We start from the raw sequence: 25,473 nt of genomic DNA, 5'->3' as shown, positions 1-25,473 counted from the left end.
AAGCACAGAACGTTCGGAGGCAGCAAAAGCGATTAAATCGAAATACTATTACAGCGAATTGATGCGGAAACTCACCGCTTCTTAGCTCGGCATAAATCAACGGGGTATGATGACGACCTATTTCAAAATCGCTTGGCGGAATATGACGAAAAATAAGTTGTATTCGCTAATCAAGATCGGTGGATTTGCAATCAGCATTTCCATTTGTATTCTCATTGGATTGTATATCAAACATGAACGGAGTTATAACACGTTTTATTCGGATATGAACAGCGTATATCGTTTGGTTGTGCAGATTCCAAACAGCGATATACCAGGACGCTGGCTATCCCTCCCCGCCCCTACAGGGCCGACATTAAAAGACGAACTTCCATTTGTGGAGGCTGCCGGCCGGATATTGCCTAATCCGTTATTTGGTGCAGGCAGCAACCAACTGACATTGAATAACGATCCTAAAACCTATTATGACGACGGCTTTGTCTACATGGATCAGTCGATCTTAGACATGTTTCCTCTTCCCATGGTTGCAGGCCAACTAGCACATGCTTTAGATAGGCCCAACAGCATGGTTCTGACAAAAAGTAAGGCGCAAAAGTACTTTATAGGGGATCCGATTGGTCAAACGGTCTACTTAAATGCAGACACAAATCGTGCCTATACCGTCACCGGAGTTATCGATGATATTCCGACAAACTCCCATCTCTACGGCTATTCATTTTTTATGTCACTTGCCGGAGAACCTTTTTATCCTGGAGAACAAACCAATTGGGTAAGTAACAACTATAGCGTTTATGTAAAACTTCGCCGAGATACAGATGTGCGACAAGCCGAACAGATCATCACCAAAAGTTTTTATGAGGAGCATTACATTCCGGCATTTCTCAAAACGGGCCGTCAGCTAAATCCAGTGGTACGACAAGCTAAAATCAGCCTGCAAAACGCCCTGGACATTCATCTCCTGTCTGCCGATATTGAAGAAGATAAAGTCGCAACCTTAAACAGAGGAGACATCCGGATGGTTTGGATTTTTGGCGGAACAGCACTCTTTATCTTGTTGATTGCTTGCGTCAACTTCATCAATTTATCCACCGCCAATGCGGCGACTCGGGCGAAAGAGGTCGGCATCCGGAAAACGGTTGGATCGGACCGCCATACATTGGTCATACAATTCATCACAGAAGCCATCTTTTACAGTGTACTCTCTGTTTTGCTTGGTATATTGATTTGTTGGCTACTCCTTCCGCTATTCAACAACCTGGCCGGAAAGACGCTTGTATTGCCGTGGTTGACCTGGTACTTTGTTCCTTCTTTGCTGCTAACGAGTGTGCTGATAGGTATGATTTCTGGCATTTATCCGGCTTTTTATTTGTCTCGCTTTAAACCTATCGGCGCCATAAAACATAACATCTATTCGACTTCATCGTCGCTGCTGCGCAACGGACTAGTCGTTTTTCAATTCGCAACTTCTATCATTTTAATCATAGGCGCGCTAGTTACAAACCAACAGGTACACGATATCCTCAACAAGGACCTCGGATTTAATAAAGAGCAGGTCGTAGTATTAAATGGGCTACAAACCGTAAACGATAAACTTCCAAGCTTAAAAGACGAATTAGCGTCCATCCCGACGCTAAAAAGTATATCAGTAGGTGATTTTTTACCTGTCCCAATGGATGGCGCTAAGCGTAATGGTAATCCTTTTTGGCTAGAGGGAAGGCGCTCAGAAGATCTGGCGAAACAAGGTCAATTTTGGGCAATAGATTCTGGGTATATATCCACGTTTGGGTTAAAGCTGGTCGAGGGCAGAAACTTTGATCCGACAATGGCCAGCGATTCGTCCGCGGCGATCGTGAACAAACGTATGGTAGCAGAACTGCAACTTAAAAATCCGATCGGTGCTCAGATTAGTAACGGCGAAACATGGACAATTATCGGGGTAGTGGATGATTTCATCTTCGATATGCTATCGAATGATGATCCAGCACCTTTATGTATGGTGTTGCGGGATAGCCCGTCCCTCCTCTCGATAAAAGTGCAATCCGAAAACATGGATAAGACCTTAGCTGCAATTACCCACGTGTGGAATCGGTTTGCTCCGAATCAAAAAATAAATTACCGATTTTTAGATGAATCATTTGCAGAATTATATGCAGACGTGGAACGCACCAAAAATATTATTAGTTGCTTTGCCTTATTAGCGATCCTTATAGCTAGTCTCGGACTTTTTGGCTTAGTAACCTATATCATTGAACAACGGACGAAGGAAATCGGTATACGGAAGGTGCTTGGAGCTAGCAGTATGGGCATTATTCGACTTTTGTCGACAGGCTTTCTGCGCTTAGTCATCCTATCTATATGTATTGCGTGTCCCATCGCTTGGTGGAGTATGCACCACTGGTTTGGCAATCTTCATGACCGCACGTCAATAGATTGGTGGATATTTATTGTAGCTGGATGTTGTACAACCGTTCTGGCACTGGTTACCGTTAGCTTTCAAGCTTATAAAGCGGCACGAGCCAATCCTATCGACAGCCTGCGTAATGAATAAGGAACAACAACTCGCAACAGATTATAAAAACAAGGAAGGGTACCTATGAACTTTTTAAAATTATTTTGGCGAAACCTGTGGAAGAACAAGACCTATTCTTCCTTAAATATTCTTGGATTAGCCCTAGGATTCGTGGGATTCATACTGTCTTATCAATACATTAACCGGGAAACAAGTTACGATACATGGAATCCAAACTATAACCAGATATACTTGGTCGGCCTCACGATGCACGGTGCCTATACCGATCAGACGCCTTCAACATTTGCCCGTGCCATACAAGAAAATTTTCCGGAAGTAATCCGTGCCGGCAGGCGTATTGATCATTTTTATGGAAACTATCCGGTTTTCGGTGAAGAAACCGCGTATGTGAGGCGCGCTGTTCTCATAGATTCAGCTGCTGCACGTATTTTTGCCGTACACGCCAAAGGTGGCCCGCTATACAAAAGTGCTGAACAAACCGAGGCGACTTTGGTCACCCAGCAGTTGGCAAACCGTTTGTTCCCGCACGACCAATCGTTCGACACTCCGAAGCACGTTCCAGTGCTTTCACTGGAACTCGGAATACAAGAGCGTATTTACGGCATCAGCCAAGAACGAAAACCTTCTGTCTTGACCTATGATCTTCTTTTCATCCGAGAGGTTGGAGGCGAAGGAGATCTACATACTTACCAAACATATATTGAAACGAAACCAGGTTCGGACCCTGCGCTATTGGAGAAAAAACTAGGAGAACTATTTAAAGCAGAGATATCCAAACAACACCATAATACAGCATCTACATTTGCCAATGGAACGGTTTATCTAGATCCCCTATCCCATCTCCATCTCCGGCCGAAACACGGTTCTAGTACACCCTATCTCATGGTTTGGGTGCTGGGCATACTTTCCGTCGTTATTTTAGCGATAGCTGCGGCAAACTTTACGAATCTAATTTTCGCTCAAGCGGACCGCCGCGCAAAAGAGATCGCGCTCAAGAAGGTATTCGGGAGCAATAGACGGGTGATAGCGTGGCAATTCATCGGAGAGATTTTTTACCAATGTTTACTAGCGGCCGCTATAGCGTTTCTATGCATCAATTTAACAGGAAATGTGGCTCAAAAATGGTTTAATGACGATCTGCTTAGGCATATAAACTCAGGTACTACGGTTTGGCAATTGGTAGTTGCTATTATATTCACCACGTTGATCGCCGGCGTTTACCCCGCACTGAACTTATCCGGCTACAAACCCGCATTGCTTCTGAAGGGTGGATTACATACGCGTCCGCAGCGAACGATGTTTCGTCAAAGCTTACTATTCTTCCAGTTTGTTATCGCGCTGATCTTTATTAGCGGTGTGTTGGTGGTGCGGGATCAAGTGCATTATATGCGTGAGAGCGACAAAGGCTTTGAACCGGCTCAAGTTATCAACTTTAAAAGCATTGGCTTATATTATGACTCGAAACCACAAGGGTCGTTTTTTGATTTTAAAATGCGGCTTAGACAACACCCTCATATTGCCTATGTCGCTGCCGCGAGTAATATTCCTGGCGACAGCAATATGCCGCCTAAAAAGCAATTTCGGTATGTCGATCAATACGCGGAATTGGATCATATCGGCATTGACGTGGATTATTTCAAGACATTGAATATAGCAGTGCTCCAGGGTAAAGGAGAGATCTCTTTGGCAAAACTACTGGATACGAGCATGCACTATGCGGTTATCAACGAAACTGCTGCCAAGAGATGGGGATTAAAGGACCCAATTGGTGCAAAAATATCGGGGTGTTCCCTCGACTTTAGCATTGTCGGGGTGGTACAAGACAATAAAGCGTACGGTTTTGAAAGAGCGGCGGCGCCGACACTGTACTCTTTTAAGGACGAATGTGGTCCGGGACACTTCAAGACGACACTGATGGTCAAAACCTCGGCTGGCAAAACCAAAGAAGCCATCAAAGCTGTAGAACAGGAGTGGTCAAAAAATCCACATGCTGAGGCGCTTCCATTAGACTACACATTTATGGATATGCAATATACCTCGCTGCATGAACGGCAAGAGCGCTTAGAGCAGGTGATGTATGGATTCAGCGGTTTATCTTTATTTATTGCTATGTTGGGATTGTTTAGCATGTCAGCCTACCAAATTCACGCCCGTCAAAAGGAGATGAGTATCCGCAAGGTATTAGGAGCCTCTGCCCGAGATCTTTTCATACAATTGAACAAGCCTTTCTTGCGGATCACACTGGGCGCAGGCCTCGTGGCCATTCCCATTACAACCCTTTTGCTCAGACATTGGTTAGGTAATTTTGCCTATAAAAGTCCGATCAACCCTTGGAACTTTGTCCTAGTGGTATTAATTGTTATTTTGCTCCTCCTATTGACCGTATGCCATCAAACACTACGCTCCGCAAGAGCAAAACCTGTAGACAACCTAAGAGACGAATAAAGAAACGACGATATAAACAACAACGACATGATAAAATTAGAAAACATTTTCAAATGGTATAACGTAGGCGGCGCACGCTCCTTTATTTTAAAAGACATTAGTTTAACCATCGAGCAGAGCGACTTTGTTTCGATTATGGGGCCTTCCGGTTCGGGAAAATCGACATTACTCAATGTAATAGGACTCCTGGATGAACCTAATGAAGGAAAATATTACTTTATGGGTGAGGATGTGCTGGCGATGAAACCTAAAAAACGTACGGCGTTGTTCCAGTCGCACATGGGATATGTATTCCAATCATATCACCTGATCGACGAACTGACTGTATATGAAAATATTGAAACGCCCCTGATTTATAAAGATCTTTCAGGAAAAGAACGTAAGGCTATTGTTGGAGATATGTTGGATCGTTTCGGGATTGTGGGCAAAAAAGACCTATTCCCAGCACAACTGTCTGGTGGCCAACAACAGATCGTAGGTATAGCGCGCGCCCTCGCTGCTTCGCCGAAATTGCTCTTAGCAGATGAACCTACGGGTAACCTCAATTCGAAACAGGGAGAAGAGATTATGCAGCTTTTTAAACAGCTAAATGAGGACGGCGTTACCATTATCCAGGTGACACATTCGGAAAAAAACGCAGAATATGGCAAACGCATCATCCATATGCTGGATGGGCAGCTGAAAGCAGATTAGTAGAACGACGGGTAAAGTTATAAACAGTAAAAATACGGGCTTACATCGTTTATTTCACGACTTTACCCGTTTTGCCTTTCTCCAAAAAAGTCGTAAATTCGTTTACAATGAATGAGCAGGAGTTAAAAGCGCTGATCTCGTTATTGGATGATCCCGATACGGACATCTATCAAGCTTTGGAAGATAAGCTGATAACGTGTGGTCCCGAAGTTATTCCCATGTTGGAACAATCTTGGGAAGAGTCGTTTGATGTACTCCTTCAGGGACGGGTAGAACAAATTATCCATAAAATACAATTTAATCAGGTTCAGAATGATTTACAGCTTTGGAAAATCAGCAATCAGGACGATCTGCTGGAAGGCTTGCTGATTATAAATCGTTATCAATATCCAAACCTTCCTGAAGAAGAAATTCACGCCAAACTTGCTGAACTCAAACGGAGTGCTTGGTATTATTTAATGTACGAGATGAGTCCGATCGAGAAAGTCAAGTTGTTGAACAATGTGTTATTTAGAGAGTTTGGTTTATCTGGAAATACCTCCGATTACCACGCACCACAAAATTCATTCATCAATAAGGTGTTAGAGACTAAAAAAGGGAATCCTATATCCCTTGCGTGCATTTACAGCTTAGTAGCTCAGCGCTTGGACATCCCTATTTATGGGATCAATCTTCCCAAGCATTTCGTATTAGCCTATATGAAGGAGGAGAACCCCGAGGAAGTTTTGTTTTATATCAATGTGTTTAATCGTGGACAGATTATGCGTGAAGAAGATATTGTCTCTTTTCTCCATCAGTTGAATCTACCGGCCAGTGATGAGTTTATCCGGCCGTGCGACAACCTAGCTATAATTAAACGCGTGCTACGCAATCTGATCGCTGCTTACAACCACATTGACAATATAGAAAAACGACAGGAAGTACAGTTATTGCTAGACCTTATTGACCCAGCGTAGAGTCATCTCGCGTATCAAGGGCCAAAGCCACCGGAGTGGCCCCTGCTTCCTGTAACTCCATATCGGGCTCCACATTTCCATCATCCGTGTATTTAAACCGGAAAACTTTCTTAGCCCCCCTATCAGCTACATACATATACACCCCGGTCTCGCGTGTGTCAATAGCTACATCCATTGGTTGCTTCAAGCCTGTGGCAAGGCCTTGAATTATACGTGTAGGCGTAATCGTATGGTTTCCTGTTCCAATCAAATCACTAAATTTCTCAAAAATTAAGATTCGACCTGCCATAGCCTCTCCTGATCCGGAATAGTCCGTCACCGCTAGCACGTTTTTAAGCGTATCGTAGGACAGACCTCTCAAATTGGAAGAACCATCAATCGTTAATGTTTGATAGGACATATTGGCTGTAGAATCAGTAGCGTTAACTTGTGTTGTGACAACATTAGAAAACACAGCTATTCCACCGTCTGTACCCTGTATGGAGCTGAAAAGTCTGTTGTTTTCATATGCTGCCCCCCAAAATGGCCGGGAGCTATCTACAATATATTTCTTTAATGGCCGAACATACGCACTACGCGTTGGTCGGTCCACCACATAAATTCTGGAATTAGATGTTCCATCCACATTCACAGCAAAAAGAACGTTAGACGCCCGCTGATACGCTAAACCCTTTACATAAGAGAATATTCTGTTTGGAAGCCTCCCATTATTTTGCAATAAGCCCGTTGTTCCGACCTCCATCGATCGAATTACGGTGTCATTCACGCCATTTAGATTGGCGCTAGCCTGAAATAGCCGCTTCAGATATGGATTAAAGTACATAACTCCGCCTCCCTTCGCTTCAGATACATGGTTCACACCATACTCAAACACCGACGAATCGGCCGGAAATACGATACGGACATTCACAGCAGAAGCACCGGAGGACGTCTCATTTTCTTCAAAGGATACATATAAGCGAGAAAATTTACGCGTCTCCAATTCCGGCTCCGCATCATCTCGTTCGCAAGCAGTGATACCTACAAGGAGCGCCAAGCCGGCCAACATTTTAGAGAGAATAGAAATCTTACACATAATGTTATCGTTGTCTGTTACAAAAGTATAAAAATAAACGCGTCTTCCGTCATGCCTGCGACAGGTAGCTTGTTAACTTTTGTAAAATCTTTCCGTTTTCCGTAAAATTGCAGAATATTTAAGGGATGATGGAAAACAAGGAAGTTCAGAGAGAACGGCTAAACCTACCAAAAGACGGAAAAAAGCTACTGCTTCATTCATGCTGCGCCCCATGTTCGGGTGAAGTGATGGAGGCATTAATCGCATCGGATATTGATTTCACGATTTATTTTTACAACCCAAACATCCACCCTCGAAAAGAGTACGATTTGAGGAAAGAGGAAAATATCCGATTTGCTGAAAAACACAATATCCCTTTTGTAGATGCCGACTACGATGTAGATCATTGGTTTGACTTGGCCAAAGGGATGGAAAACGAGCCGGAACGCGGTATACGATGTACGATGTGCTTCGACATGCGTTTCGAAAAAACCGCAGACTACGCTGCCGCTCATGGTTTTGATGTCATATCCAGTTCTCTGGGTATCTCTCGCTGGAAAAACATGGAACAGATTAACGACTGCGGATTGCGCGCGGCCAACAGACATCCCAATATGGAATATTGGACATTCAACTGGCGAAAAAAAGGGGGATCGGCGCGGATGCTGGAGATTAGTAAACGCGAAAAATTCTATATGCAGGAATACTGTGGATGTGCCTACTCATTACGGGATACCAATCGCTGGCGAATGGCCAACGGCCGGGAGAAAATCGAGCTGGGAAAATATTATTATGGAGACGACGAGCAATAATTTGCAAAAAAGTTTCCATCTTACTGAAATATTAATTAATTTTGCAGGCTCAAATGCAGATTGTGAAATATCTAAAACAATATAGAATTCCCTTTTCAGGCTTAGCCTCCGGAAAACACAATTTTGAGTTTGAGATCGACAATGCGTTCTTTGATTGTTATGAACATTCCCTCATTAAGAAAGGGAAACTCAAGGCAGATGTAGAGTTACAGAAGCAGGAAAACATGCTCATCGTCAATTTCCATATTTATGGAGTCATACAACTGACATGTGATGTATGTTTAGCTGAATTTGAAGCTCCGCTGGACTTTCATGAACGGGCATTAGTTAAATTTACGGAAGAAGATTGGGCCGAAGAAACAGAAGAAGTGATGGTTTTATCAAAAACCGATTACGAATTGGACATCGCCAATCTATTGTACGAATACGTAAATGTGCGTGTTCCTTATTACAGCAAATGTTCGGAACAAGGAGTTAATTTAAGTTGCGATCCAGACATGTTGGCGAAACTGAGCGCAGAAGCGCCCGACGCAAAAACCGAACAAACAGAAGAAAAGATAGACCCACGTTGGGATATATTAAAGAATATTAAAAATAACTAAAACAAAAATACGAGATGGCACATCCAAAGCGTAAAACTTCTAAATCAAGAAGAGACAAAAGAAGAACACATTATAAGGCTGAAAGACCTACATTAACAGTATGTAAAGAAACAGGTGCAGTACATACACCTCACCATGCTTACACAGTAGAAGGCAATGTATATTACAACGGAAAATTGATTATTGAAAACACTGCCGCTGTCTAACGACGTCATTCAACGAAATTAAACATCCCAAATAGGTGTAAAATTCATTTTTTATACTTTAATTTGGGATGTTTTTGCGTATTATTGATTTAAAAATAATAACGGATGAAGATTGGTTTAGACGTTTTAGGGGGTGATTATGCCCCTAACTCTACGATAATTGGTGCTATCGAAGCCCAAAAAACATTGCGAGACGATCAACGTCTTGTTCTCATCGGCGATCAGGAGGCGTGTGTAGATAGCTTGAAACAAGCTGGTGCGGATCCCGAAAACTTTGATTTCGTTCATGCCCCTGATTCGATTAGCATGCATGAGCACCCGACCAAGGCAATTAGCCAAAAACCCAATTCCAGTATTGCAAAAGGATTCGAACTCCTAAAAAATGGAGAAATAGATTCGTTTTCGTCCGCAGGTAACACCGGCGCTATGCTTGTAGGAGCCATGTTCAGTGTAAAAACAATACCGGGTGTGTTGCGGCCGGCTATTGCGACAAATGTCCCAAAAATCAAAAGCGGGTATGGTATCTTACTCGATGTCGGCGCTAATGCAGACTGCAAGCCAGAAATGCTGAATCAGTTTGCCCTCCTCGGAAGTTTATACGCACAGCACGTCTACGGTGTTGGAAATCCCAAAGTCGGTCTATTAAATATTGGCGAAGAAGAAGAAAAAGGAAACAATTTGACGATCGCCACCTATCCCCTTTTAAAAGAGAATACTAAAATTAATTTCATAGGTAATACGGAAGGACGGGATTTATTTTCTGAGCTAGCAGACGTCTATGTATGCGACGGTTTTACGGGAAATGTGGTACTAAAGCTTGCAGAGTCTTTTTACGTGGCCACATTAAAAAAGGGATTTAAAGATGAGTTTTTTGATCGGTTCAATTATGAACAATATGGAGGTAGTCCCATTCTAGGAGTAAACGCTCCTGTGATCATTGGGCATGGAATTTCCAGTCCGGAGGCGATTAAAAACATGGTTTTACTTTCAAAAGACATGATCGAGTCCAACTTTATCGACCGCATCAAGTCTGCTTTCAATTAATTTAATATGTCGAAAATACATGCTGCCATTACCGCAGTAAACGGTTATGTGCCTGATTACATCCTAACGAACAAAGAGTTGGAGACTATGGTAGACACCAACGATGAATGGATCGTAACACGCACGGGGATTAAGGAACGTAGGATACTAAAAGGAGAAGGAAAGGCTACTTCGGATTTGGCCGTACCCGCTGTACAGGGCTTATTGCAAAAACGAGGCATTACAGCCGATGAAATAGAACTGATTATTTTCTGTACGAGCACTCCTGATATGATGTTTCCGGCCACGGCCAATATTCTGGCGGATAAAATCGGTGCTAAAAAAGCATGGGGATATGATCTTCAAGCTGCATGCTCCGGTTTTCTGTTTGGACTGACCACGGCTGCACAGTTTATCGAATCCGGTAAACACAAAAAAGTACTCGTAGTGGGCGCTGATAAGATGTCATCTGTCGTTAATTACCATGATCGCAATACCTGCATCCTATTTGGTGACGGATGTGGATGTGTGCTTTTAGAACCAAACGAAGAGGGCAACGGGTTGATTGATGCCGTTTTAAAAACTGATGGTGCTGGCGGCCCCTACCTAAATATCAAAGGCGGAGGTTCACTGAACCCGGCGACACACGAAACTGTCGAAGCCGGATTGCACTATGCCTATCAAGAAGGGCGTACTGTCTTTAAATTTGCCGTCACAAACATGGCAGATGTTGCCGTCGAGGTAATGGAAAGAAATAACTTGACATCGGACAATGTAGATTGGTTAGTTCCCCACCAAGCCAACAAACGGATCATTGACGCGACGGCCGAGCGGGCTGGACTCCCTGAGGACAAGGTTATGGTCAATATCCACAAGTACGGCAATACAACCAGCGGTACGATCCCACTATGTTTATGGGAATGGGAAGATAAATTAAAAAAAGGCGATAACTTGATTTTGGCTGCATTCGGCGGCGGCTTCACGTGGGGGTCTATTTACCTCAAGTGGGCATATACAAAATCATAATATTTGCTTAACTTTATAAATTCATCTAAAATTTTTATACATAAAAAACCTACTAGAAATATGAGTATGGATATCAAACAAATTCAAGACCTGATCAAATTCGTTGCGAAATCGGGTGTGAATGAAGTCGCTATCGAAGAAAAGGACTTTAAAATTACCATAAAAACAAATCAGGAGCCTACCTATGTGACGGCAACGGTTCCTAATCCCGTAGCAATACCTGCACCAACAGCTATTCCTGCACCAACAACTGCTCCGGTGGCGAGTGCTCCAATAACGGCGAGCGCGCCGGCTGCTGAAGCATCGAATTTGATTACCATTAAATCACCAATGATCGGTACTTTCTATCGTGCGTCAGGCCCGGAAAAACCAGTGTTTGCCAATGTGGGTGATGAAATCGCTCCTGGAAAGGTCTTGTGTATTGTAGAGGCAATGAAGCTCTTCAATGAAATTGAGTCGGAAGTATCTGGTAAAATTGTTAAAATATTGGTAAATGATGCACAACCTGTAGAATTCGATCAACCGTTATTCTTAGTTGACCCGAATTAATTGTGTTTTCTATAAGAAACACCTTTTTAGCGAATAGTCGCATACAGTAACATCATTTATTATCTATGTTTAAGAAAATATTAATAGCCAATAGAGGAGAAATCGCTCTTCGTATTATCCGCACTTGTCGGGAGATGGGTATCAAGAGCGTCGCGGTGTATTCGACAGCAGATCGAGACAGCTTACACGTTCGTTTTGCGGACGAAGCCGTCTGTATAGGTCCCCCTGCCAGCAAAGATTCGTATTTGAGTATTCCGAATATTATTTCTGCGGCGGAATTGACCAATGCTGATGCGATTCACCCGGGTTACGGCTTCCTATCGGAGAATGCCAAATTTTCGGCAATTTGTGCGGAATATGGGATCAAGTTCATTGGAGCCACAGCAGATCAAATCGAAAAAATGGGGGATAAAGCATCCGCTAAAGATACCATGAAGAAAGCTGGTGTTCCAACGGTTCCCGGTTCCGATGGCCTAGTCCCTGATGTAAAAACCGGTATCCGTTTAGCTAACGAGATTGGATACCCGGTGATTATTAAAGCTACAGCAGGTGGCGGTGGGCGTGGCATGCGTATCATTTGGAAAGATGAAGAATTTGAACCAGCTTGGGATTCTGCACGTCAGGAAGCTGCGGCCGCATTCGGCAACGACGGCATATACCTAGAGAAGTTTGTGGAAGAACCTCGCCATATCGAAATCCAGGTGATCGGAGATCAATATGGAAAAGTTTGTCACCTTTCCGAACGGGACTGTTCGATTCAACGCCGTCATCAAAAGCTCGTCGAAGAAGCGCCGTCGCCTTTTATCACTCCGGAGTTGCGGGCACAAATGGGAGAAGCAGCCATAAAAGGGGCTCAGGCTGTGAACTACGAAGGGGCTGGAACGATCGAATTTTTGGTAGACAAACACCGCAACTTCTACTTTATGGAAATGAACACTCGTATCCAGGTAGAACATCCGGTCACGGAAGAAGTCATTAATTTCGACCTGATCAAAGAACAAATTAAGGTTGCTGCCGGAATTCCAATTTCGGGAAAAAGCTATGAACCCACTATGCATGCCATAGAGTGTCGTATCAATGCAGAAGATCCTTTCAACAACTTCCGCCCCTCGCCCGGTAGGATTACTAATTTTCATTCTCCTGGTGGACATGGTGTACGGGTAGATACGCATGTATATGCGGGTTACTCTATTCCTCCAAATTATGATTCCATGATTGCAAAACTCATTTGCGTCGCGCAGACACGCGAAGAGGCAATCAACACCATGGAACGAGCGTTAAGCGAGTTTGTCATCGAAGGAATAAAAACAACGATTCCATTGCATTTACGGTTAATGCGCGACCCGAACTTTAGAGCGGGTAATTTCACAACGAAGTTTATGGAAACGTTCGATCTTACAGAATACCCTGAAGACGAAATTTAATAAAATTTCGTTTACATAACTATAAAATACCATTCTTAACAAGAAGAATGGTATTTTTGTTTTTGTCCGGAAATAAAATTTTACGATGTCAAAATCAAACGATCTAATAAAAGCTATAAAAGAAAAAGGGAAGAACATAGAGGCAGAAATGTCTTTTTTTGACCATCTGGAAGTATTGAGATGGCACATTATCCGGTCCGTTATAGCCATAGCAGTTTTCGCCATTCTTTCCTTCACGTTCTACGATTTCGTGTTCAATTCCATTATCATGGGGCCAAAAAATCTCGATTTTTGGACCTACCGCATGATGTGTAAGGTCGGAGATCTGCTGAGCTTAGAAGGGTTCTGTGTAGAACGAATTCCGTTCAATATCATAAATACAGAATTAGCCGGTCAATTTATGCTGCAAATTAATTCCTGTTTGCTGATGGCTTTAGCATTAGGCTTCCCCTATCTCCTATTTGAGGTATGGTTGTTCGTAAAACCAGCATTGACAGACCTTGAACGCCGATCTGCGCGTGGATTTGTCTTGTATGCATCCATCCTGTTTATTTTAGGTGCGCTTTTTGGCTACTACATCGTCGTACCCTTATCGGTAAACTTTCTTGCTAATGTATCTTTGAGCGAAGAAATTACCAATCAGATTACGATTGATTCTTATCTCTCCACCATAGCAACGTTAACGTTAGGATGTGGGATCGTGTTCCTCTTGCCTATCCTGGTATTTATTCTATCCAAACTTGGATTGATGACGCCGGAATTTATGCGTGCGAGTCGACGTTACGCGACGGTAATTATCTTAATTATTGCGGCGATTATTACGCCAACAGCTGACATTATTACCCTATTAACGGTGAGTGCTCCAATGTTCCTTTTATATGAACTCAGTATTATGGTTTCCGCAAATGTAAAAAAACGGAAACTGGAAGCTGAAAGAGAATTTTATAACAAATAACAATAGATACGATGTCTAAGAAAATTGCAATTGGAAGTGATCATGCTGGTTTCGAATACAAAACAGCGTTGGTAGATTTTTTGAAATCTGAAGGATATGACGTACAAGATTTTGGACCCGCGACGGGAGATTCTGTTGACTATCCCGATTTTGCGCATCCCGTCGCTTCGAGCGTAGAAAACAACGAAAACGAATTGGGTGTATTAATCTGCGGTAGCGCCAACGGTGTTGCTATTACAGCAAACAAACATCAAGGTATTCGGGCGGCCATAGCATGGCAAAATGAAATATCCGCCTTGGCGAGACAACACAACAACGCGAATGTTGTCTGTATTCCAGCTCGCTTCATCGATATCGATTTAGCAAAAAAAATTGTAAACACGTTTGTAACAACGGATTTCGAAGGAGGACGTCACGCTACACGCGTCAATAAAATAGCTTGTAGTTAATTCTGAGACATGATTAAGAACTGGACAAAAGCCCTTTTTCTTGTCCCCGCCCTATATAGCTGCGCGGTGGCTCAAGACCCAACTCAGATTAAGTATGCAAATTTATTGACGGTTGAGTCGGCAAAAACGCATCTTACCGTTCTCGCTTCGAACGAATTCGAAGGACGCGGTACAGGTCAAAAAGGAGGCGAGAAAGCGGCTCACTATATGGCTGAACAATTCGCTTCTTTTGGATTATTGAAGCCCGTGGACGGTAGCTATTTTCAGCCATTACGATTGATAAGACAAACCTATCAGGTGCAGGATTTCAACATAGGGGGACAGCAATATGCTAATGGTAAAGATTTTTTTGTTCAAGGCGATAACCCGTTGGCAGACTTTTCAACAAACGAGGTTGTTTTTGTCGGATTTGGTATACAGGATCCGAAACATAACGATTTAAAGGGTGTCGATATAACCGGGAAGGTCGTCTTGGTTATCAATGAAAGCGAGCCAATGGATGCACACGGAAATTCTGTTATCACAGGCACAAAAAAGCTGTCCGACTGGTCGACCAGCCGTTTTAAACGCCTCCAAGAACTACTTAAGAAAAATCCGAAGCTCATACTGGCCACAGGAAGTAATGCAAGTGATCTCATTGCTAGGTTTGGTGGAAGGCTAACTGCAGGACGCTTTACGTTAGACAAGGGACACACAGCAGAGGCGAAGAACAACTCGAAAGCTCCAGTCGTAAACATGACGGAAGACATGGCCAACCGCATACTGGCAAAAGCGCAAACAACCGTTGAACAACAGAAGAAAACGCCAAAGTCGTTTACCATTTCTGCTGCCCTACACGCTCGAATGGGGGTTACTAACGATCACTTTGCTGATCCCAATGTTTTGGGCCTATTAGAAGGAACCGATCTAAAAGATGAGATCGTAATTATCTCCGGCCATTATGATCACGACGGAGTTCTTCCCGACGGCACGATCTTTCCAGGAGCTGATGATAATGGTTCTGGTACGGTAGGTGTGCTCGAACTTGCGCGCGTGTTTGCCCAGGCAAAAAAAGATGGAAAGGGTCCGCGAAGGAGTATTTTATTTATGGGATTTGCGGCAGAAGAAAAAGGGTTACTCGGATCTCAGTTTTACGCAGAGAATCCCGTGTTTCCATTAACCAATACCGTAACCTGTCTTAATATGGATATGATCGGGCGTATCGACGACAAACATCTGGAAGGAAATCATAACTATATACATGTGATTGGGTCGGACAAATTGAGCTCTGAATTGTATGAAATAAATAGGACCGTTAATCAAACATATACGCAAATGGAACTGGACTATATGTACGATGATCCTAACGACGATATGAAGATATACTACCGGTCAGATCAATACAATTTCGCCAAGCATGGAATCCCCGTAACATTTTATTTTTCGGGCTTGCATCCGCATTACCATACGCCTGATGATACAGTTGACAAGATTGACTTTCCGATGATGGTTAAGCGGGAAAAGCTCGTTTTTCATACCGCTTGGGAGGTAGCTAACCGAGACAAACGACTGGTGGTAGATAGCAACAAAAAATAACATAGTCTAAGCAAAGACGTACAAGCTTTCTCGTGTGAGAAAGCTTTTTTATTTTTTTCTTGTTTTATCGAATTTACATTTTATATTTGTAGTGTATTAATATACTAATACACTAAAACTTACAATTATGATAGCAGTTGAAAACCTGTCCTTTCATTACAACAACAACATAACGATATTCGAGAGCATAACGAGCGAGCTCGCTCCTGGCCACATTTATGGCCTGCTTGGATTGAATGGTATTGGAAAGACAACCTTATTGAAATTATTGAGCGGCGCATTGTTTCCAAAGACCGGAGTCATTCGCATAAATGGCATCATTCCTTCAGAACGAAGCACTCCATTTCTATCCGATGTGTATTTTGTAACGGATGAAGTTGACCTGCCGGATTGGACAATAGCTGACATATGCTCGATATATAGTCCGTTGTACCCCAAATTTGATCTCGTCTATTTCGAATCATTATTAACCAGTTTTCAAGTAGATAATCGAGAAAACATCAAAGATCTGTCATATGGTCAGCGCAAAAAGGTGAATATTGCATTTGCCTTAGCTAGCAACGTTTCTCTTTTACTAATGGATGAACCAACCAATGGCTTGGACATTCCGGCGAAAACCCAATTTCGAAAAATCATTGCCAAACACATTTCCGATGATAAAATTATTATTATATCTACTCATCAAATTCGTGACATACATCATCTCATTGATCACCTTTTGATCTTAAAAAAACATAAACTGGTATTGGATAAATCCATTTACGAATTGGGCAAAGTCATAAAATTTGTTCGCAATTCACATCAGCAAGCTTTATACACCGAAAATCATATAGATGGAGACCATCATATTCTTGCAAATGATGATCAGGAAGATAGTCCCTTTGATATCGAGCTGTTCTTCAATGCCATTCATGAGAATCCGACATTTTTAAACCAGATCAAACAAATAATCCCCCAAAGCCATGCCTAACATTCATCCAACGTCTCGATTATTGCTCTGTCTACGTGAGTTTTGGCTAATCAACCGCAAAACAATCGTAATCATTCCGATCTCCCTATTTCTATTTTTCTTAATTTTCTTACTTTGGCCAGGAAATTTCATGTACAATGCGTTATTTGCTAGTGAATTTGCACACGCGCCAGATTATTTTCTACATGCCATGAATTCCGGATTTAGACCGGAACGAATGATGTTGTTGGCGTCTGCTCCCTTTTTTATAGTTATTTGCTCGAATGGCTACTTGAAAAATTTGAAATATAAATCATCTTATCTCACACGCCCTTTCACCGTAAATGACAGGATTTTCACCCTTTGGATCTCCTCCATTGGAATCGCGATACTTTGTTTTCTCACCATTTGGCTACTTGATTTCCTTACTGTACAAACTGCCAGAGCCGTTTATTACGATAAAACCATAGCGCTACTAGAGCAAACAGGCACCTTATATCCGAAGTTTTCCTATGGATCCTTCTTTGTAGCGTTAGATTCCCGGTTTTATTTTGCAACGACCGCTTTTTGCATCTGCACGATGCCCCTGTTTCACATAAGCTATTTCGTGTTCAAGAAAAATAGTGTGTTATTATCGGTTATCTTATTCATTGTGTTCTATATCGGAGTGTTTTACATTTATCTAAAGCTAATAGTTAGCAATGTCGTGTCTGTACCATTTCATCCTTATCTCACAAAAATTATCATGCTCATGTTGACGGGTTTTGTATTGTGGACCTTCGTTATGGCCGTAAAAGAAGCATTAAGAGAAAGAGAGGTATAAGATGCAATTTCAATCAGACAAAGCAATCTATGTGCAAATAGCCAATTATGTAATGGAAAAGATTTTGACAGGGGAATGGAAAACTGATGATAAGATTCCATCCGTCCGCGATCTCGGTGGAGATATAGAAGTGAATCCGAATACGGTCATGCGCGCATACGACAGTTTGCAGCAACAACATATAATTTATAATAAACGAGGCCTTGGTTTTTTTGTGGCATCCGAGGCTATGGAAATCATCACACAGGATAGAAAACTGAACTTTATAGAAAACGAACTGCCTAACTTATTTCGGAACATGGATATGCTAAAGATTTCCATCGACGAGATCATAACCCTATATCACAAACGTTAATTATGAAAAAATCAATTTTATACCTTATTGTTGGCACGGTGGTAGCCATTTCTATTTTATACTTTCCGAATCTCTATGGGATTGTACAATTGAGAGAAGACAATAGACCGGCCAACGCCCTTTCTAGATTATGGATGGGAACCCGAGATTTGCGTATTGTTAAGCCGTTGACTACACAAGTAACAGTCCTCCGTGTGGAAGGAAACGGCCAACAGATCGGTCTACATATCCAGCCGGGAAATACAAACTTTATGAACAGTTCGGATGTACATGATTATAGGGTGGAACGCGTAGGAGACACACTTATTCTTCACGCCAGCAATGGTTTTGATGCGCATATCTCATTGGCAGTACCACCAAAAGAGGTCATCTTCAATAAGGTAATTGGCAGCCTAAATTATCGCTTCGATCAAACGTCGCTCAAGTTAGTAGCAAATCAACATACGCGTTTGACCGTGCGGGGCGGTCAGGGTAGAGAACGTCGTCCACACCTGGATTCGATTGCGTTAACCGTCAACGAACGATCTGTCGTCAATCTTTCCGAACTGGAAGTAACTGATTTATCTGCGATAATCCAAAATGGCGAAGTAAACTATACAACTTCGCTTAAGGCAGACTCTATCCATGCAGACTTGCGTGGTAAAAGCACGATAAAGTCCGATAAAAGAGAGGATAACCAACAAGTTAAACACTTAGTTGTATCGGGTAATGCTGGATTCTTCAAAAACGAATTCGCAGGTCGCGGAGTTTCCATAAAACGGAATTAAATCCATTGTCCATGATGATCTAGGTATTTTTACCTAAATCATCATCTGTAAAATTTGCGACTTTTTTTCCCGTAATCATCCGGTCGTTATCCACTGATCATCCAACTTACGGCCTATCCTCTCACACGACGGGAATGCACCATAACGGGAATTACGAAAAGAAAAACGAGGTTAACAACTGTTTATCAAGCATTTACTAAAACAAACCTCCATTTGCAGTATGCTGTTTATCATGGACAGCTTATACTGGAAGGTATTGCACATATAAAAGTCGACGTCGCACATACGTTTGTGGACAATACATATGCGTCAGCCGGCAAACAGCACACGTTTGTTCGCTTCGCGCTATGCTTCGTGCGCGAACAGCTTATGTTGGCGAACAACAGCTCACGTTGCGCAGCAATGCAATAGCGTTGATCCATAAACAGTTCATACATGCTCATATTGCAGGCATGTTGTACGACAATACAGGTGCGCAATGTCGAAGAAGTAACTTGCAGTAACTCAAACATGATGCTGTTTATCGTCAACATGATGCTGCAAATGATCCAGACGTCCCGCAAAATGCTCCCGACAAAGCGTATTCATCCCCACTCTCTCCATCCATCGTACGTTTACAGACGCACTACTTTTTATCCCTATGCAGCGTGCGCTTTTTTTTTCCGTTTTTGCTCCTTGACGGGGGTGTAACGTCGCTTATTGAACGGGTTCTTTACAATACAACAAACGTTAGCGTTAGAAACACGCGGAGATAGCGTGCTCCGAGCCCGGATAGAGACAAACGCGTATAACACATTCGCTAGTGTGTCCCGTGTAGGTCAGGCTGGAATGAGGCAAACATCCGTGTAAAAACAACGGTCGGACGGCTCCGTTCTTCCAGTCCGTCTTTCTCCCACGTCGATCTGACATTTTCACCTCTAGAACCAAAAGAAACAGCGAACAAAAGTCCGTAACAATTGTTATCCGTATACAATAAATAAATTATGGCGTTTGTCGATTACTATAAAATACTAGGAGTAGATAAAACAGCTTCTGCAGATGATATCAAAAAAGCCTATCGGAAACTAGCTCGGAAATACCACCCCGACCTCAACCCAAATGATGAAGCTGCAAAACAGAAATTTCAGGAAATCAACGAAGCCAATGAAGTGTTGACAGATCCAGAAAAACGGAGTAAATACGATCAATATGGAGAGCATTGGAAGCACGGCGATGCTTACGAACAAGCGCAGCAACAATATGGTCGAAGTGGACAAAGCGGTCATGCATCAGGGAATCCATTTGAAGGATTCGATTTCGAATATTCTGGAAACTACGACGCGGGTGAGTTTTCTGATTTTTTCGAACAGATGTTTGGAAACAGGCGCGGCGGCGGAAAGCAAACGAAGTTTCGCGGTCATGACTATAATTCCACTCTTGAATTGAGTTTGAAACAAGCCTATACCACGCATCAACAAACATTCACCGTTAATGGCAAAAACATTCGGATCACGATCCCTGCAGGTGTCGATACTGGACAAAAAATACGATTAAAAGGCCAAGGCGGTGAGGGCGTCAATGGAGGCCCTGCAGGAGATCTATACATACAATTTGAGATTAACCCGGACCCAAACTTTCAACGCCGAGGGAACGATCTTTATACCGTATATCCGGTTGATCTGTATACGGCACTTTTGGGAGGCGAAATAATCGTCGACACATATGCTGGAAAAATAAAGGTTAAAGTGAAACCCGAGACGCAAAACGGAACTAAAATACGTTTGAAAGGCAAAGGCTTCCCTGTTTACAAACAAGAAGGGGCGTTCGGCGATCTGTACCTCACGTTAGAGGTATCCCTACCAACAGGGCTTACCGAAAAAGAAAAAGAACTTTTTCAACAATTGGCCGACTTAAAGAAATAATAGTATGAAAACGACTTGGATACGTGTTAGCGATATTTGCAAATCGCACCAGATTGAGATCAGATTCATCCACGAACTATCAGAAAATGGGTTGATTGAGTTGTTTGTCGAAGAAGAAGAAGAGTTTTTGGAAGAAGAACAGTTGCGTCCACTAGAACAATTCGCCGCCTGGCACTACGACTTAGACATCAATCTACAAGGAATCGAAGTCGCGAGACATCTTTTGACAAAAATAGAATACCTGCAAGCGGAAGTAGAACGCTTGCGCACAGATAAACATATAAGATAGCAAATGATGTGTAGTTGCGGTTTTTTCGACGAAGCCGTTAAAACTTTATAGACAAAACCCAACATACATATTGTCTCAATGTAGAAGTACTTGTATACGCATTCGGATTGCCAAAGGCCGAATAATAGATTGAAATATGCTGATCCAATAGTTCACATGCCGATAATTTCAATTCACCTTTTCCTAAAACAGGATATGCACCGAAGCGTTAATAAGGTGCAAACAATACCACGCACCTCGTCCTCGTACTGACCATATACCGTCAATGAAATGGTTTTAACGTATTTCAGAAGCCTATTGATAAACTATCCCGCTGCATTAACTGACCGGATGGCGTCACATACTCTAAAACATATACGTTTGGGCACAGTTTCAATCGCACGGTGTCCGGATCATCCCTTGTTAAGATCTTGGCATAAGTAATTCCTCTGTCGTTCGAATAGACGGCATACATTTTTAAATAAACGATCTTCGATTGCTTGGTCAGATGTTGTCGAATATGAAAGGTCGTAGATATCAACTCATCGGTCTCACAGTCAAACACCTGCCAACTTCCATTAAAAGGCGTTTGTCGTTGAAGTTCCCGGGCATTAATCTCGGCCAAATACGCCATGCCTTTAAAGCGCTGTTCCAGGTTTCTATCTTTGTCAATATAATAGAGCAAGCTGACTAATCCATTTGATCCATAGGGAATGACGACGTGTCTAATATCAACAAAGTCGAGCTCGAAATCTTTAAAGTAATAAAAAGATTCGGTCCCCTGAAACTTCTCGTACGCCACATAATCAAATTTATTGGTTTTATGAAGCAATGCCACAAAGTGATAGCGTGGTAGATTTTTCGGAACCGCGGAAAATAATACATGGACGGATCTTTTTCCTAAACCTATTTTCTGGAAAACAGTGCGATCCATCGGATATAGACTGTCCATTCGAACGCCATATTCCGTATTTTCCTTGGTGAGAAAATCCATATACACCCATATATTCATGCGCTGTTTCAAATTGAAATATTCATCCACCTCGTTTATAAAATGACCTTTTTTCAAAAAAGGATAAGGGGTGCATGCTCCTATACTTATGAGCAATAGACAGTAAAGGAAATACTTCATAACAACTATTTGCTTCAGTTTAGGCTTCTAAATTTAAGGTGATCGGCAACGTGTACGAAACCCGAACGGCACGGCCATTCTGCACACCTGGCATCCAAGGTTCAGCTGTTCGCAAGACGTCAATAGCCGCTTGGCCCGTGCCATGGCCGAGATCTTTAACAACCTTGAAACCGGTAAGTTTTCCGTCAGCCTCCACAATAAACGAAACAATTATTTGCCCTTTGACACCGGCATCTATTGCACCTTGTGGAAAGCCGTAATGTTCCCCTATCCATTTTCTGAACGCATTTAAACCCATTTTAGGTTCGGGTGTAACCTCAGTAACTGTAAACAGTTTTTCCTGTTCAGGTTCTTTTATATGTTCCCGTGCCGTTCCTTTTACGACAAGACGGGGCTCCCGAGATGATGGCTTGGGTTCGTGTAAATCCAAGGTGATCGGCAACGTATAAGCAACACGTACTTTCCGCCCATTTTGGATACCGGGAGCCCATTTAGGAGCACTTTTCAACAACGTAACCGCTGCTTGCCCGGTCCCATAACCGAGGTCATTGACCAACTTAATATGCTGTAACGATCCATCGCGTTCGACAACAAAGGAAACCACGAGCTGCCCACTGACTTTAGCCACGATAGCTTCCTCGGGAAACGTGTAGTGTTCGCCAATCCATTTGCGGAATGCAGGTATTCCACCTATCGGTTCAGGGTTGACTTCAACTGCTGTAAAAATGCGTTGATCATCTGTAGGTTGAACCGTGTCTTTTTGAGCAGTAACATCCAATTCAGCATCATGTAGAAATGTCTGATTAGCTCGGGACGTTAACCCTTCCCCCCGCAGTACCGCTCGACTTGCGGGAGCATGATCTGATATCGTATTCGCATGGATCGACGCCTTAAGATCAGAAAACGTTGCGTTTTCCATCTTGCTTTCTATATTCCCAATTAGATGCTTGGCCTTGCTGGTATTAAAAACAAGCGTCGATAAACCTATCAGTGCCAATACCGGCGCAACAATAAGGTACATATATTTCAGCTGTGCTTTGGATTTTCTTCTGAACAGCATTTTTATCCTTTTTTTCAGCACGGATTCGTTCGAAAATTCGTGTAAAAGTCGAACATCGTCTACACTCAGCGCATTAGCAATCAATAATTCGGCGTAAGCTACGCGATCTTCGGAACAAGCGTCATCAGCAATACATTCGTGTTGAAATTTAAGCTCTTTAACATACAGCGATAAAACAGGATTAAACCAGTTAAAAACGCGAAAAATCTCCATAAAGAGAATATCATACGTATGCCCCTGTCGTGCATGCACCTGTTCGTGAGCGAGAATCGTCTGGTTTTTTGCTAGATCCTTTCGCATCACGACCTTGTTGAAAAAAGTAAAACTACGGGTGTTCTTTTTGCAGCCGATCATGCGATAAATATGAGCTAATTTATAAACAAGGAAACAAGTTGCTAAGAAGACACCACACCAGTATATCGGCACCAAGAAATCAGCAATATAATAGTTTGCGCTTTTCGAGCGAACGAGCATGGGTTGATCATCTAAGAAAGTTGACAAGTCTACCGTGGGAATAGTTTCCTCGATAAAACGGTTCGAGGAAACGTCTATAAAAAGCCCGATGGGAACCAATAGGGCCAATACCGCGGAGCCAAGCAGATAAAATCTATTCCACTGAAAAAAAGTAAGCTTCCTAAAAAGGATACGGTACAGTCCGTAACATATCCATATAGTACTATTAACAAGAAGGATGTAGATCATAATGGTGAGGTTTATTCATTCAATTAGCACCTAATTTTGTCCTGTAAATTTTCTAATAGATCTTACCGTCTACGACGAAGACTTATTTTTTTGGATAATTTGTAAAATTTCATCCAAATCCTTGACATCGACTTTTTTTTCTTCCAAAAAGAAGGACAACATGCTTGTGGGAGAATTATCAAAGTAATTATGCAAGAGTTTGCCCGTGACCAATTTCTTGTAGTCCTCTTTTTCAATTTTCGGCAAGTAACGATGGCTTTTACCAAAGGATTCGTGTATAACGAATCCTTTGGTCTCTAAAATACGAATGATCGTCGATACCGTGTTATAAGCCGGTTTAGGGTCGGGTAGCCGTTCAATGACGTCCTTGACAAATCCTCCGTTCATCTCCCACAATTCCTGCATAATTTGTTCCTCGGCCTTTGTAAGTTCTTTAATATCTTCCATTTCTGTATTATGTATATATTCAGTTAACTCCTATTCGGATAACAAAACAAGTTTACAACTAAAAAATTAGTTTTACAACTATTTTTTTAGTTTTCAGTTTTTCGGTGTTGCCTTCCAAAGAAATACGAAGATAAGATGCGTAACAAAGACTTATTTTACTGGAAAGGATTGGGTTTTCCTCGCCATTGCTTTTTGAGCGCTTGTTTCTTTTTCCGATCTAAACGGTTCAATACATGGGTTCTAGGTATTTTGGTTGCCACACGTTTCTTTCGGGTCTTCAAAGCTTCTGACAACAGTTCGAAGAAACGAGATAGCGCAAGCTCCTTGTTTTTAAATTGGCTTCTATCCGTTGACACATCCAGTTGCAAAATACCTTCCTTATTCAGGCGATGGCTCAAGGAATGAATAAGCTGCGCCTTCTCTGTACGATCGAAGGCGTCAGACTTGTTTAGATCCCAAAACAAAGACACCCTTGATTCAACCTTATTAACGTGCTGGCCCCCCGCACCTCCTGATCTAGATGTTTTAAACGATACTTCTTTTACTAAAAGTTCCTTATTCATAGTCCTTAAACATACATATTGCAGTCAGAAATTATTGCAAAACAATTATAAAACCATCCTTATCTTTACGCCGAGAAAAAGTCGTGAACATGCTCACGGAGACCTTGGTCATGAGGAGTATGCAATGGTAATACACGCTTTGATCACATATATAACAAACAACGGCGTAAGGGCAAAGTTCACAAAATTTGTGTATATAATACGGAT

26 protein-coding genes are annotated in these 25,473 nt (G+C 42.3%); 21 read left to right on the top strand and 5 right to left on the bottom strand.

Going from position 1 to position 25,473, the window contains the following annotated elements; all coding sequences use genetic code 11:
- The first annotated feature begins 106 nt into the window (after positions 1 to 106).
- The 4 genes from ACFSR5_RS11175 (at position 107) to ACFSR5_RS11160 (ending at position 6,624) form a co-directional block, all read left to right on the top strand.
- Positions 107 to 2,548 carry an ABC transporter permease gene (locus tag ACFSR5_RS11175; protein WP_380903739.1) on the top strand — a complete coding sequence of 814 codons (2,442 nt, stop codon included), beginning with the start codon at positions 107 to 109 and terminating at the stop codon, positions 2,546 to 2,548.
- 45 nt (positions 2,549 to 2,593) lie between these two features.
- On the top strand, positions 2,594 to 4,975 hold the full coding sequence (locus ACFSR5_RS11170; RefSeq protein WP_380903737.1) for an ABC transporter permease: 2,382 nt from the start codon (positions 2,594 to 2,596) through the stop codon (positions 4,973 to 4,975).
- A 27-nt stretch (positions 4,976 to 5,002) separates the two neighbouring features.
- A complete protein-coding gene (locus tag ACFSR5_RS11165) occupies positions 5,003 to 5,668 on the top strand; it encodes an ABC transporter ATP-binding protein (protein ID WP_380903735.1) in 666 nt (221 codons plus the stop codon).
- Between the two features lie 107 nt (positions 5,669 to 5,775).
- A complete protein-coding gene (locus ACFSR5_RS11160) occupies positions 5,776 to 6,624 on the top strand; it encodes a transglutaminase-like domain-containing protein (protein WP_380903733.1) in 849 nt (282 codons plus the stop codon).
- On the opposite strand, the gene ACFSR5_RS11155 is transcribed toward ACFSR5_RS11160, so the two are convergent.
- Entirely contained in the window at positions 6,608 to 7,699 is a 1,092-nt protein-coding gene (locus ACFSR5_RS11155) for a hypothetical protein (protein WP_380903731.1), read from the bottom strand. The genes ACFSR5_RS11160 and ACFSR5_RS11155 overlap by 17 nt on opposite strands.
- A gap of 125 nt (positions 7,700 to 7,824) precedes the next feature.
- Here ACFSR5_RS11155 and ACFSR5_RS11150 point away from each other — a divergent pair, with 125 nt between their 5' ends.
- From ACFSR5_RS11150 to ACFSR5_RS11070, 17 genes are all read left to right on the top strand, one after another.
- Positions 7,825 to 8,490 carry an epoxyqueuosine reductase QueH gene (locus tag ACFSR5_RS11150; RefSeq protein WP_380903729.1) on the top strand — a complete coding sequence of 222 codons (666 nt, stop codon included), beginning with the start codon at positions 7,825 to 7,827 and terminating at the stop codon, positions 8,488 to 8,490.
- Positions 8,491 to 8,543: 53 nt separating this feature from the next.
- A complete protein-coding gene (locus tag ACFSR5_RS11145; RefSeq protein ID WP_380903727.1) occupies positions 8,544 to 9,092 on the top strand; it encodes a YceD family protein in 549 nt (182 codons plus the stop codon).
- Positions 9,093 to 9,106: 14 nt separating this feature from the next.
- On the top strand, positions 9,107 to 9,298 hold the full coding sequence (gene rpmF / locus ACFSR5_RS11140; protein WP_380903725.1) for a 50S ribosomal protein L32: 192 nt from the start codon (positions 9,107 to 9,109) through the stop codon (positions 9,296 to 9,298).
- Between the two features lie 105 nt (positions 9,299 to 9,403).
- Positions 9,404 to 10,342 (top strand): phosphate acyltransferase PlsX, encoded by a 939-nt coding sequence (gene plsX, locus ACFSR5_RS11135; protein WP_380903723.1) that lies wholly within the window; start codon positions 9,404 to 9,406, stop codon positions 10,340 to 10,342.
- 6 nt (positions 10,343 to 10,348) lie between these two features.
- Positions 10,349 to 11,347 (top strand): beta-ketoacyl-ACP synthase III, encoded by a 999-nt coding sequence (locus ACFSR5_RS11130; RefSeq protein ID WP_380903721.1) that lies wholly within the window; start codon positions 10,349 to 10,351, stop codon positions 11,345 to 11,347.
- A 60-nt stretch (positions 11,348 to 11,407) separates the two neighbouring features.
- The gene (gene accB / locus ACFSR5_RS11125; RefSeq protein ID WP_380903719.1) at positions 11,408 to 11,896 is read left to right on the top strand and encodes an acetyl-CoA carboxylase biotin carboxyl carrier protein; all 489 of its coding nucleotides are present in this window, start codon (positions 11,408 to 11,410) and stop codon (positions 11,894 to 11,896) included.
- A gap of 65 nt (positions 11,897 to 11,961) precedes the next feature.
- On the top strand, positions 11,962 to 13,320 hold the full coding sequence (gene accC, locus ACFSR5_RS11120; protein WP_380903717.1) for an acetyl-CoA carboxylase biotin carboxylase subunit: 1,359 nt from the start codon (positions 11,962 to 11,964) through the stop codon (positions 13,318 to 13,320).
- Positions 13,321 to 13,405: 85 nt separating this feature from the next.
- A complete protein-coding gene (gene tatC / locus ACFSR5_RS11115) occupies positions 13,406 to 14,275 on the top strand; it encodes a twin-arginine translocase subunit TatC (protein WP_380903715.1) in 870 nt (289 codons plus the stop codon).
- An 11-nt stretch (positions 14,276 to 14,286) separates the two neighbouring features.
- The gene (rpiB, locus tag ACFSR5_RS11110; protein WP_380903713.1) at positions 14,287 to 14,724 is read left to right on the top strand and encodes a ribose 5-phosphate isomerase B; all 438 of its coding nucleotides are present in this window, start codon (positions 14,287 to 14,289) and stop codon (positions 14,722 to 14,724) included.
- A gap of 9 nt (positions 14,725 to 14,733) precedes the next feature.
- Positions 14,734 to 16,299 carry a M28 family peptidase gene (locus ACFSR5_RS11105; RefSeq protein WP_380903711.1) on the top strand — a complete coding sequence of 522 codons (1,566 nt, stop codon included), beginning with the start codon at positions 14,734 to 14,736 and terminating at the stop codon, positions 16,297 to 16,299.
- Between the two features lie 127 nt (positions 16,300 to 16,426).
- The gene (locus ACFSR5_RS11100; protein WP_380903709.1) at positions 16,427 to 17,269 is read left to right on the top strand and encodes an ATP-binding cassette domain-containing protein; all 843 of its coding nucleotides are present in this window, start codon (positions 16,427 to 16,429) and stop codon (positions 17,267 to 17,269) included.
- Positions 17,262 to 18,071: a hypothetical protein gene (locus tag ACFSR5_RS11095; RefSeq protein ID WP_380903707.1), complete on the top strand. Its 810-nt coding sequence runs from the start codon at positions 17,262 to 17,264 to the stop codon at positions 18,069 to 18,071. Before ACFSR5_RS11100 ends, ACFSR5_RS11095 begins: the two co-directional genes overlap by 8 nt.
- Before the next feature lies 1 nt (position 18,072).
- Positions 18,073 to 18,426, top strand: a complete 354-nt coding sequence (locus ACFSR5_RS11090; protein WP_380903705.1) for a GntR family transcriptional regulator — start codon at positions 18,073 to 18,075, stop codon at positions 18,424 to 18,426.
- Between the two features lie 2 nt (positions 18,427 to 18,428).
- Positions 18,429 to 19,193 (top strand): hypothetical protein, encoded by a 765-nt coding sequence (locus tag ACFSR5_RS11085; RefSeq protein ID WP_380903703.1) that lies wholly within the window; start codon positions 18,429 to 18,431, stop codon positions 19,191 to 19,193.
- A gap of 213 nt (positions 19,194 to 19,406) precedes the next feature.
- Entirely contained in the window at positions 19,407 to 19,604 is a 198-nt protein-coding gene (locus ACFSR5_RS11080; RefSeq protein WP_380903701.1) for a hypothetical protein, read from the top strand.
- 572 nt (positions 19,605 to 20,176) lie between these two features.
- Positions 20,177 to 21,094 carry a DnaJ C-terminal domain-containing protein gene (locus ACFSR5_RS11075; RefSeq protein ID WP_380903699.1) on the top strand — a complete coding sequence of 306 codons (918 nt, stop codon included), beginning with the start codon at positions 20,177 to 20,179 and terminating at the stop codon, positions 21,092 to 21,094.
- 4 nt (positions 21,095 to 21,098) lie between these two features.
- Entirely contained in the window at positions 21,099 to 21,383 is a 285-nt protein-coding gene (locus ACFSR5_RS11070) for a chaperone modulator CbpM (RefSeq protein WP_380903697.1), read from the top strand.
- Positions 21,384 to 21,669: 286 nt separating this feature from the next.
- On the opposite strand, the gene ACFSR5_RS11065 is transcribed toward ACFSR5_RS11070, so the two are convergent.
- The 4 genes from ACFSR5_RS11065 to arfB form a co-directional block, all read right to left on the bottom strand.
- Positions 21,670 to 22,494, bottom strand: a complete 825-nt coding sequence (locus ACFSR5_RS11065) for a hypothetical protein (protein WP_380903695.1) — start codon at positions 22,492 to 22,494, stop codon at positions 21,670 to 21,672.
- Between the two features lie 19 nt (positions 22,495 to 22,513).
- Positions 22,514 to 24,256, bottom strand: coding sequence for a TonB family protein (locus ACFSR5_RS11060; protein ID WP_380903693.1), 1,743 nt, complete (start codon positions 24,254 to 24,256; stop codon positions 22,514 to 22,516).
- Positions 24,257 to 24,325: 69 nt separating this feature from the next.
- Positions 24,326 to 24,703, bottom strand: coding sequence for a BlaI/MecI/CopY family transcriptional regulator (locus ACFSR5_RS11055; RefSeq protein WP_380903691.1), 378 nt, complete (start codon positions 24,701 to 24,703; stop codon positions 24,326 to 24,328).
- 155 nt (positions 24,704 to 24,858) lie between these two features.
- Complete coding sequence (gene arfB / locus ACFSR5_RS11050) at positions 24,859 to 25,266, bottom strand: alternative ribosome rescue aminoacyl-tRNA hydrolase ArfB (protein ID WP_380903689.1); 408 nt, start codon at positions 25,264 to 25,266, stop codon at positions 24,859 to 24,861.
- Between the last annotated feature and the right edge of the window lie 207 nt (positions 25,267 to 25,473).

Source organism: Sphingobacterium suaedae (assembly GCF_042684625.1).
Lineage (GTDB): Bacteria > Bacteroidota > Bacteroidia > Sphingobacteriales > Sphingobacteriaceae > Sphingobacterium > Sphingobacterium suaedae.
This window is presented reverse-complemented; position numbering and strand designations above follow the sequence as displayed.

Bases quoted from the DNA above. Each gene is read 5' to 3' on its own strand.
- ACFSR5_RS11175 (WP_380903739.1), top strand. From the start codon at position 107: ATGATGACGACCTATTTCAAAATCGCTTGGCGGAATATGACGAAAAAT.
- ACFSR5_RS11170 (WP_380903737.1), top strand. From the start codon at position 2,594: ATGAACTTTTTAAAATTATTTTGGCGAAACCTGTGGAAGAACAAGACC.
- ACFSR5_RS11165 (WP_380903735.1), top strand. From the start codon at position 5,003: ATGATAAAATTAGAAAACATTTTCAAATGGTATAACGTAGGCGGCGCA.
- ACFSR5_RS11160 (WP_380903733.1), top strand. From the start codon at position 5,776: ATGAATGAGCAGGAGTTAAAAGCGCTGATCTCGTTATTGGATGATCCC.
- ACFSR5_RS11155 (WP_380903731.1), bottom strand. From the start codon at position 7,699: ATGTGTAAGATTTCTATTCTCTCTAAAATGTTGGCCGGCTTGGCGCTC.
- ACFSR5_RS11150 (WP_380903729.1), top strand. From the start codon at position 7,825: ATGATGGAAAACAAGGAAGTTCAGAGAGAACGGCTAAACCTACCAAAA.
- ACFSR5_RS11145 (WP_380903727.1), top strand. From the start codon at position 8,544: ATGCAGATTGTGAAATATCTAAAACAATATAGAATTCCCTTTTCAGGC.
- rpmF (WP_380903725.1), top strand. From the start codon at position 9,107: ATGGCACATCCAAAGCGTAAAACTTCTAAATCAAGAAGAGACAAAAGA.
- plsX (WP_380903723.1), top strand. From the start codon at position 9,404: ATGAAGATTGGTTTAGACGTTTTAGGGGGTGATTATGCCCCTAACTCT.
- ACFSR5_RS11130 (WP_380903721.1), top strand. From the start codon at position 10,349: ATGTCGAAAATACATGCTGCCATTACCGCAGTAAACGGTTATGTGCCT.
- accB (WP_380903719.1), top strand. From the start codon at position 11,408: ATGAGTATGGATATCAAACAAATTCAAGACCTGATCAAATTCGTTGCG.
- accC (WP_380903717.1), top strand. From the start codon at position 11,962: ATGTTTAAGAAAATATTAATAGCCAATAGAGGAGAAATCGCTCTTCGT.
- tatC (WP_380903715.1), top strand. From the start codon at position 13,406: ATGTCAAAATCAAACGATCTAATAAAAGCTATAAAAGAAAAAGGGAAG.
- rpiB (WP_380903713.1), top strand. From the start codon at position 14,287: ATGTCTAAGAAAATTGCAATTGGAAGTGATCATGCTGGTTTCGAATAC.
- ACFSR5_RS11105 (WP_380903711.1), top strand. From the start codon at position 14,734: ATGATTAAGAACTGGACAAAAGCCCTTTTTCTTGTCCCCGCCCTATAT.
- ACFSR5_RS11100 (WP_380903709.1), top strand. From the start codon at position 16,427: ATGATAGCAGTTGAAAACCTGTCCTTTCATTACAACAACAACATAACG.
- ACFSR5_RS11095 (WP_380903707.1), top strand. From the start codon at position 17,262: ATGCCTAACATTCATCCAACGTCTCGATTATTGCTCTGTCTACGTGAG.
- ACFSR5_RS11090 (WP_380903705.1), top strand. From the start codon at position 18,073: ATGCAATTTCAATCAGACAAAGCAATCTATGTGCAAATAGCCAATTAT.
- ACFSR5_RS11085 (WP_380903703.1), top strand. From the start codon at position 18,429: ATGAAAAAATCAATTTTATACCTTATTGTTGGCACGGTGGTAGCCATT.
- ACFSR5_RS11075 (WP_380903699.1), top strand. From the start codon at position 20,177: ATGGCGTTTGTCGATTACTATAAAATACTAGGAGTAGATAAAACAGCT.
- ACFSR5_RS11070 (WP_380903697.1), top strand. From the start codon at position 21,099: ATGAAAACGACTTGGATACGTGTTAGCGATATTTGCAAATCGCACCAG.
- ACFSR5_RS11065 (WP_380903695.1), bottom strand. From the start codon at position 22,494: ATGAAGTATTTCCTTTACTGTCTATTGCTCATAAGTATAGGAGCATGC.
- ACFSR5_RS11060 (WP_380903693.1), bottom strand. From the start codon at position 24,256: ATGATCTACATCCTTCTTGTTAATAGTACTATATGGATATGTTACGGA.
- ACFSR5_RS11055 (WP_380903691.1), bottom strand. From the start codon at position 24,703: ATGGAAGATATTAAAGAACTTACAAAGGCCGAGGAACAAATTATGCAG.
- arfB (WP_380903689.1), bottom strand. From the start codon at position 25,266: ATGAATAAGGAACTTTTAGTAAAAGAAGTATCGTTTAAAACATCTAGA.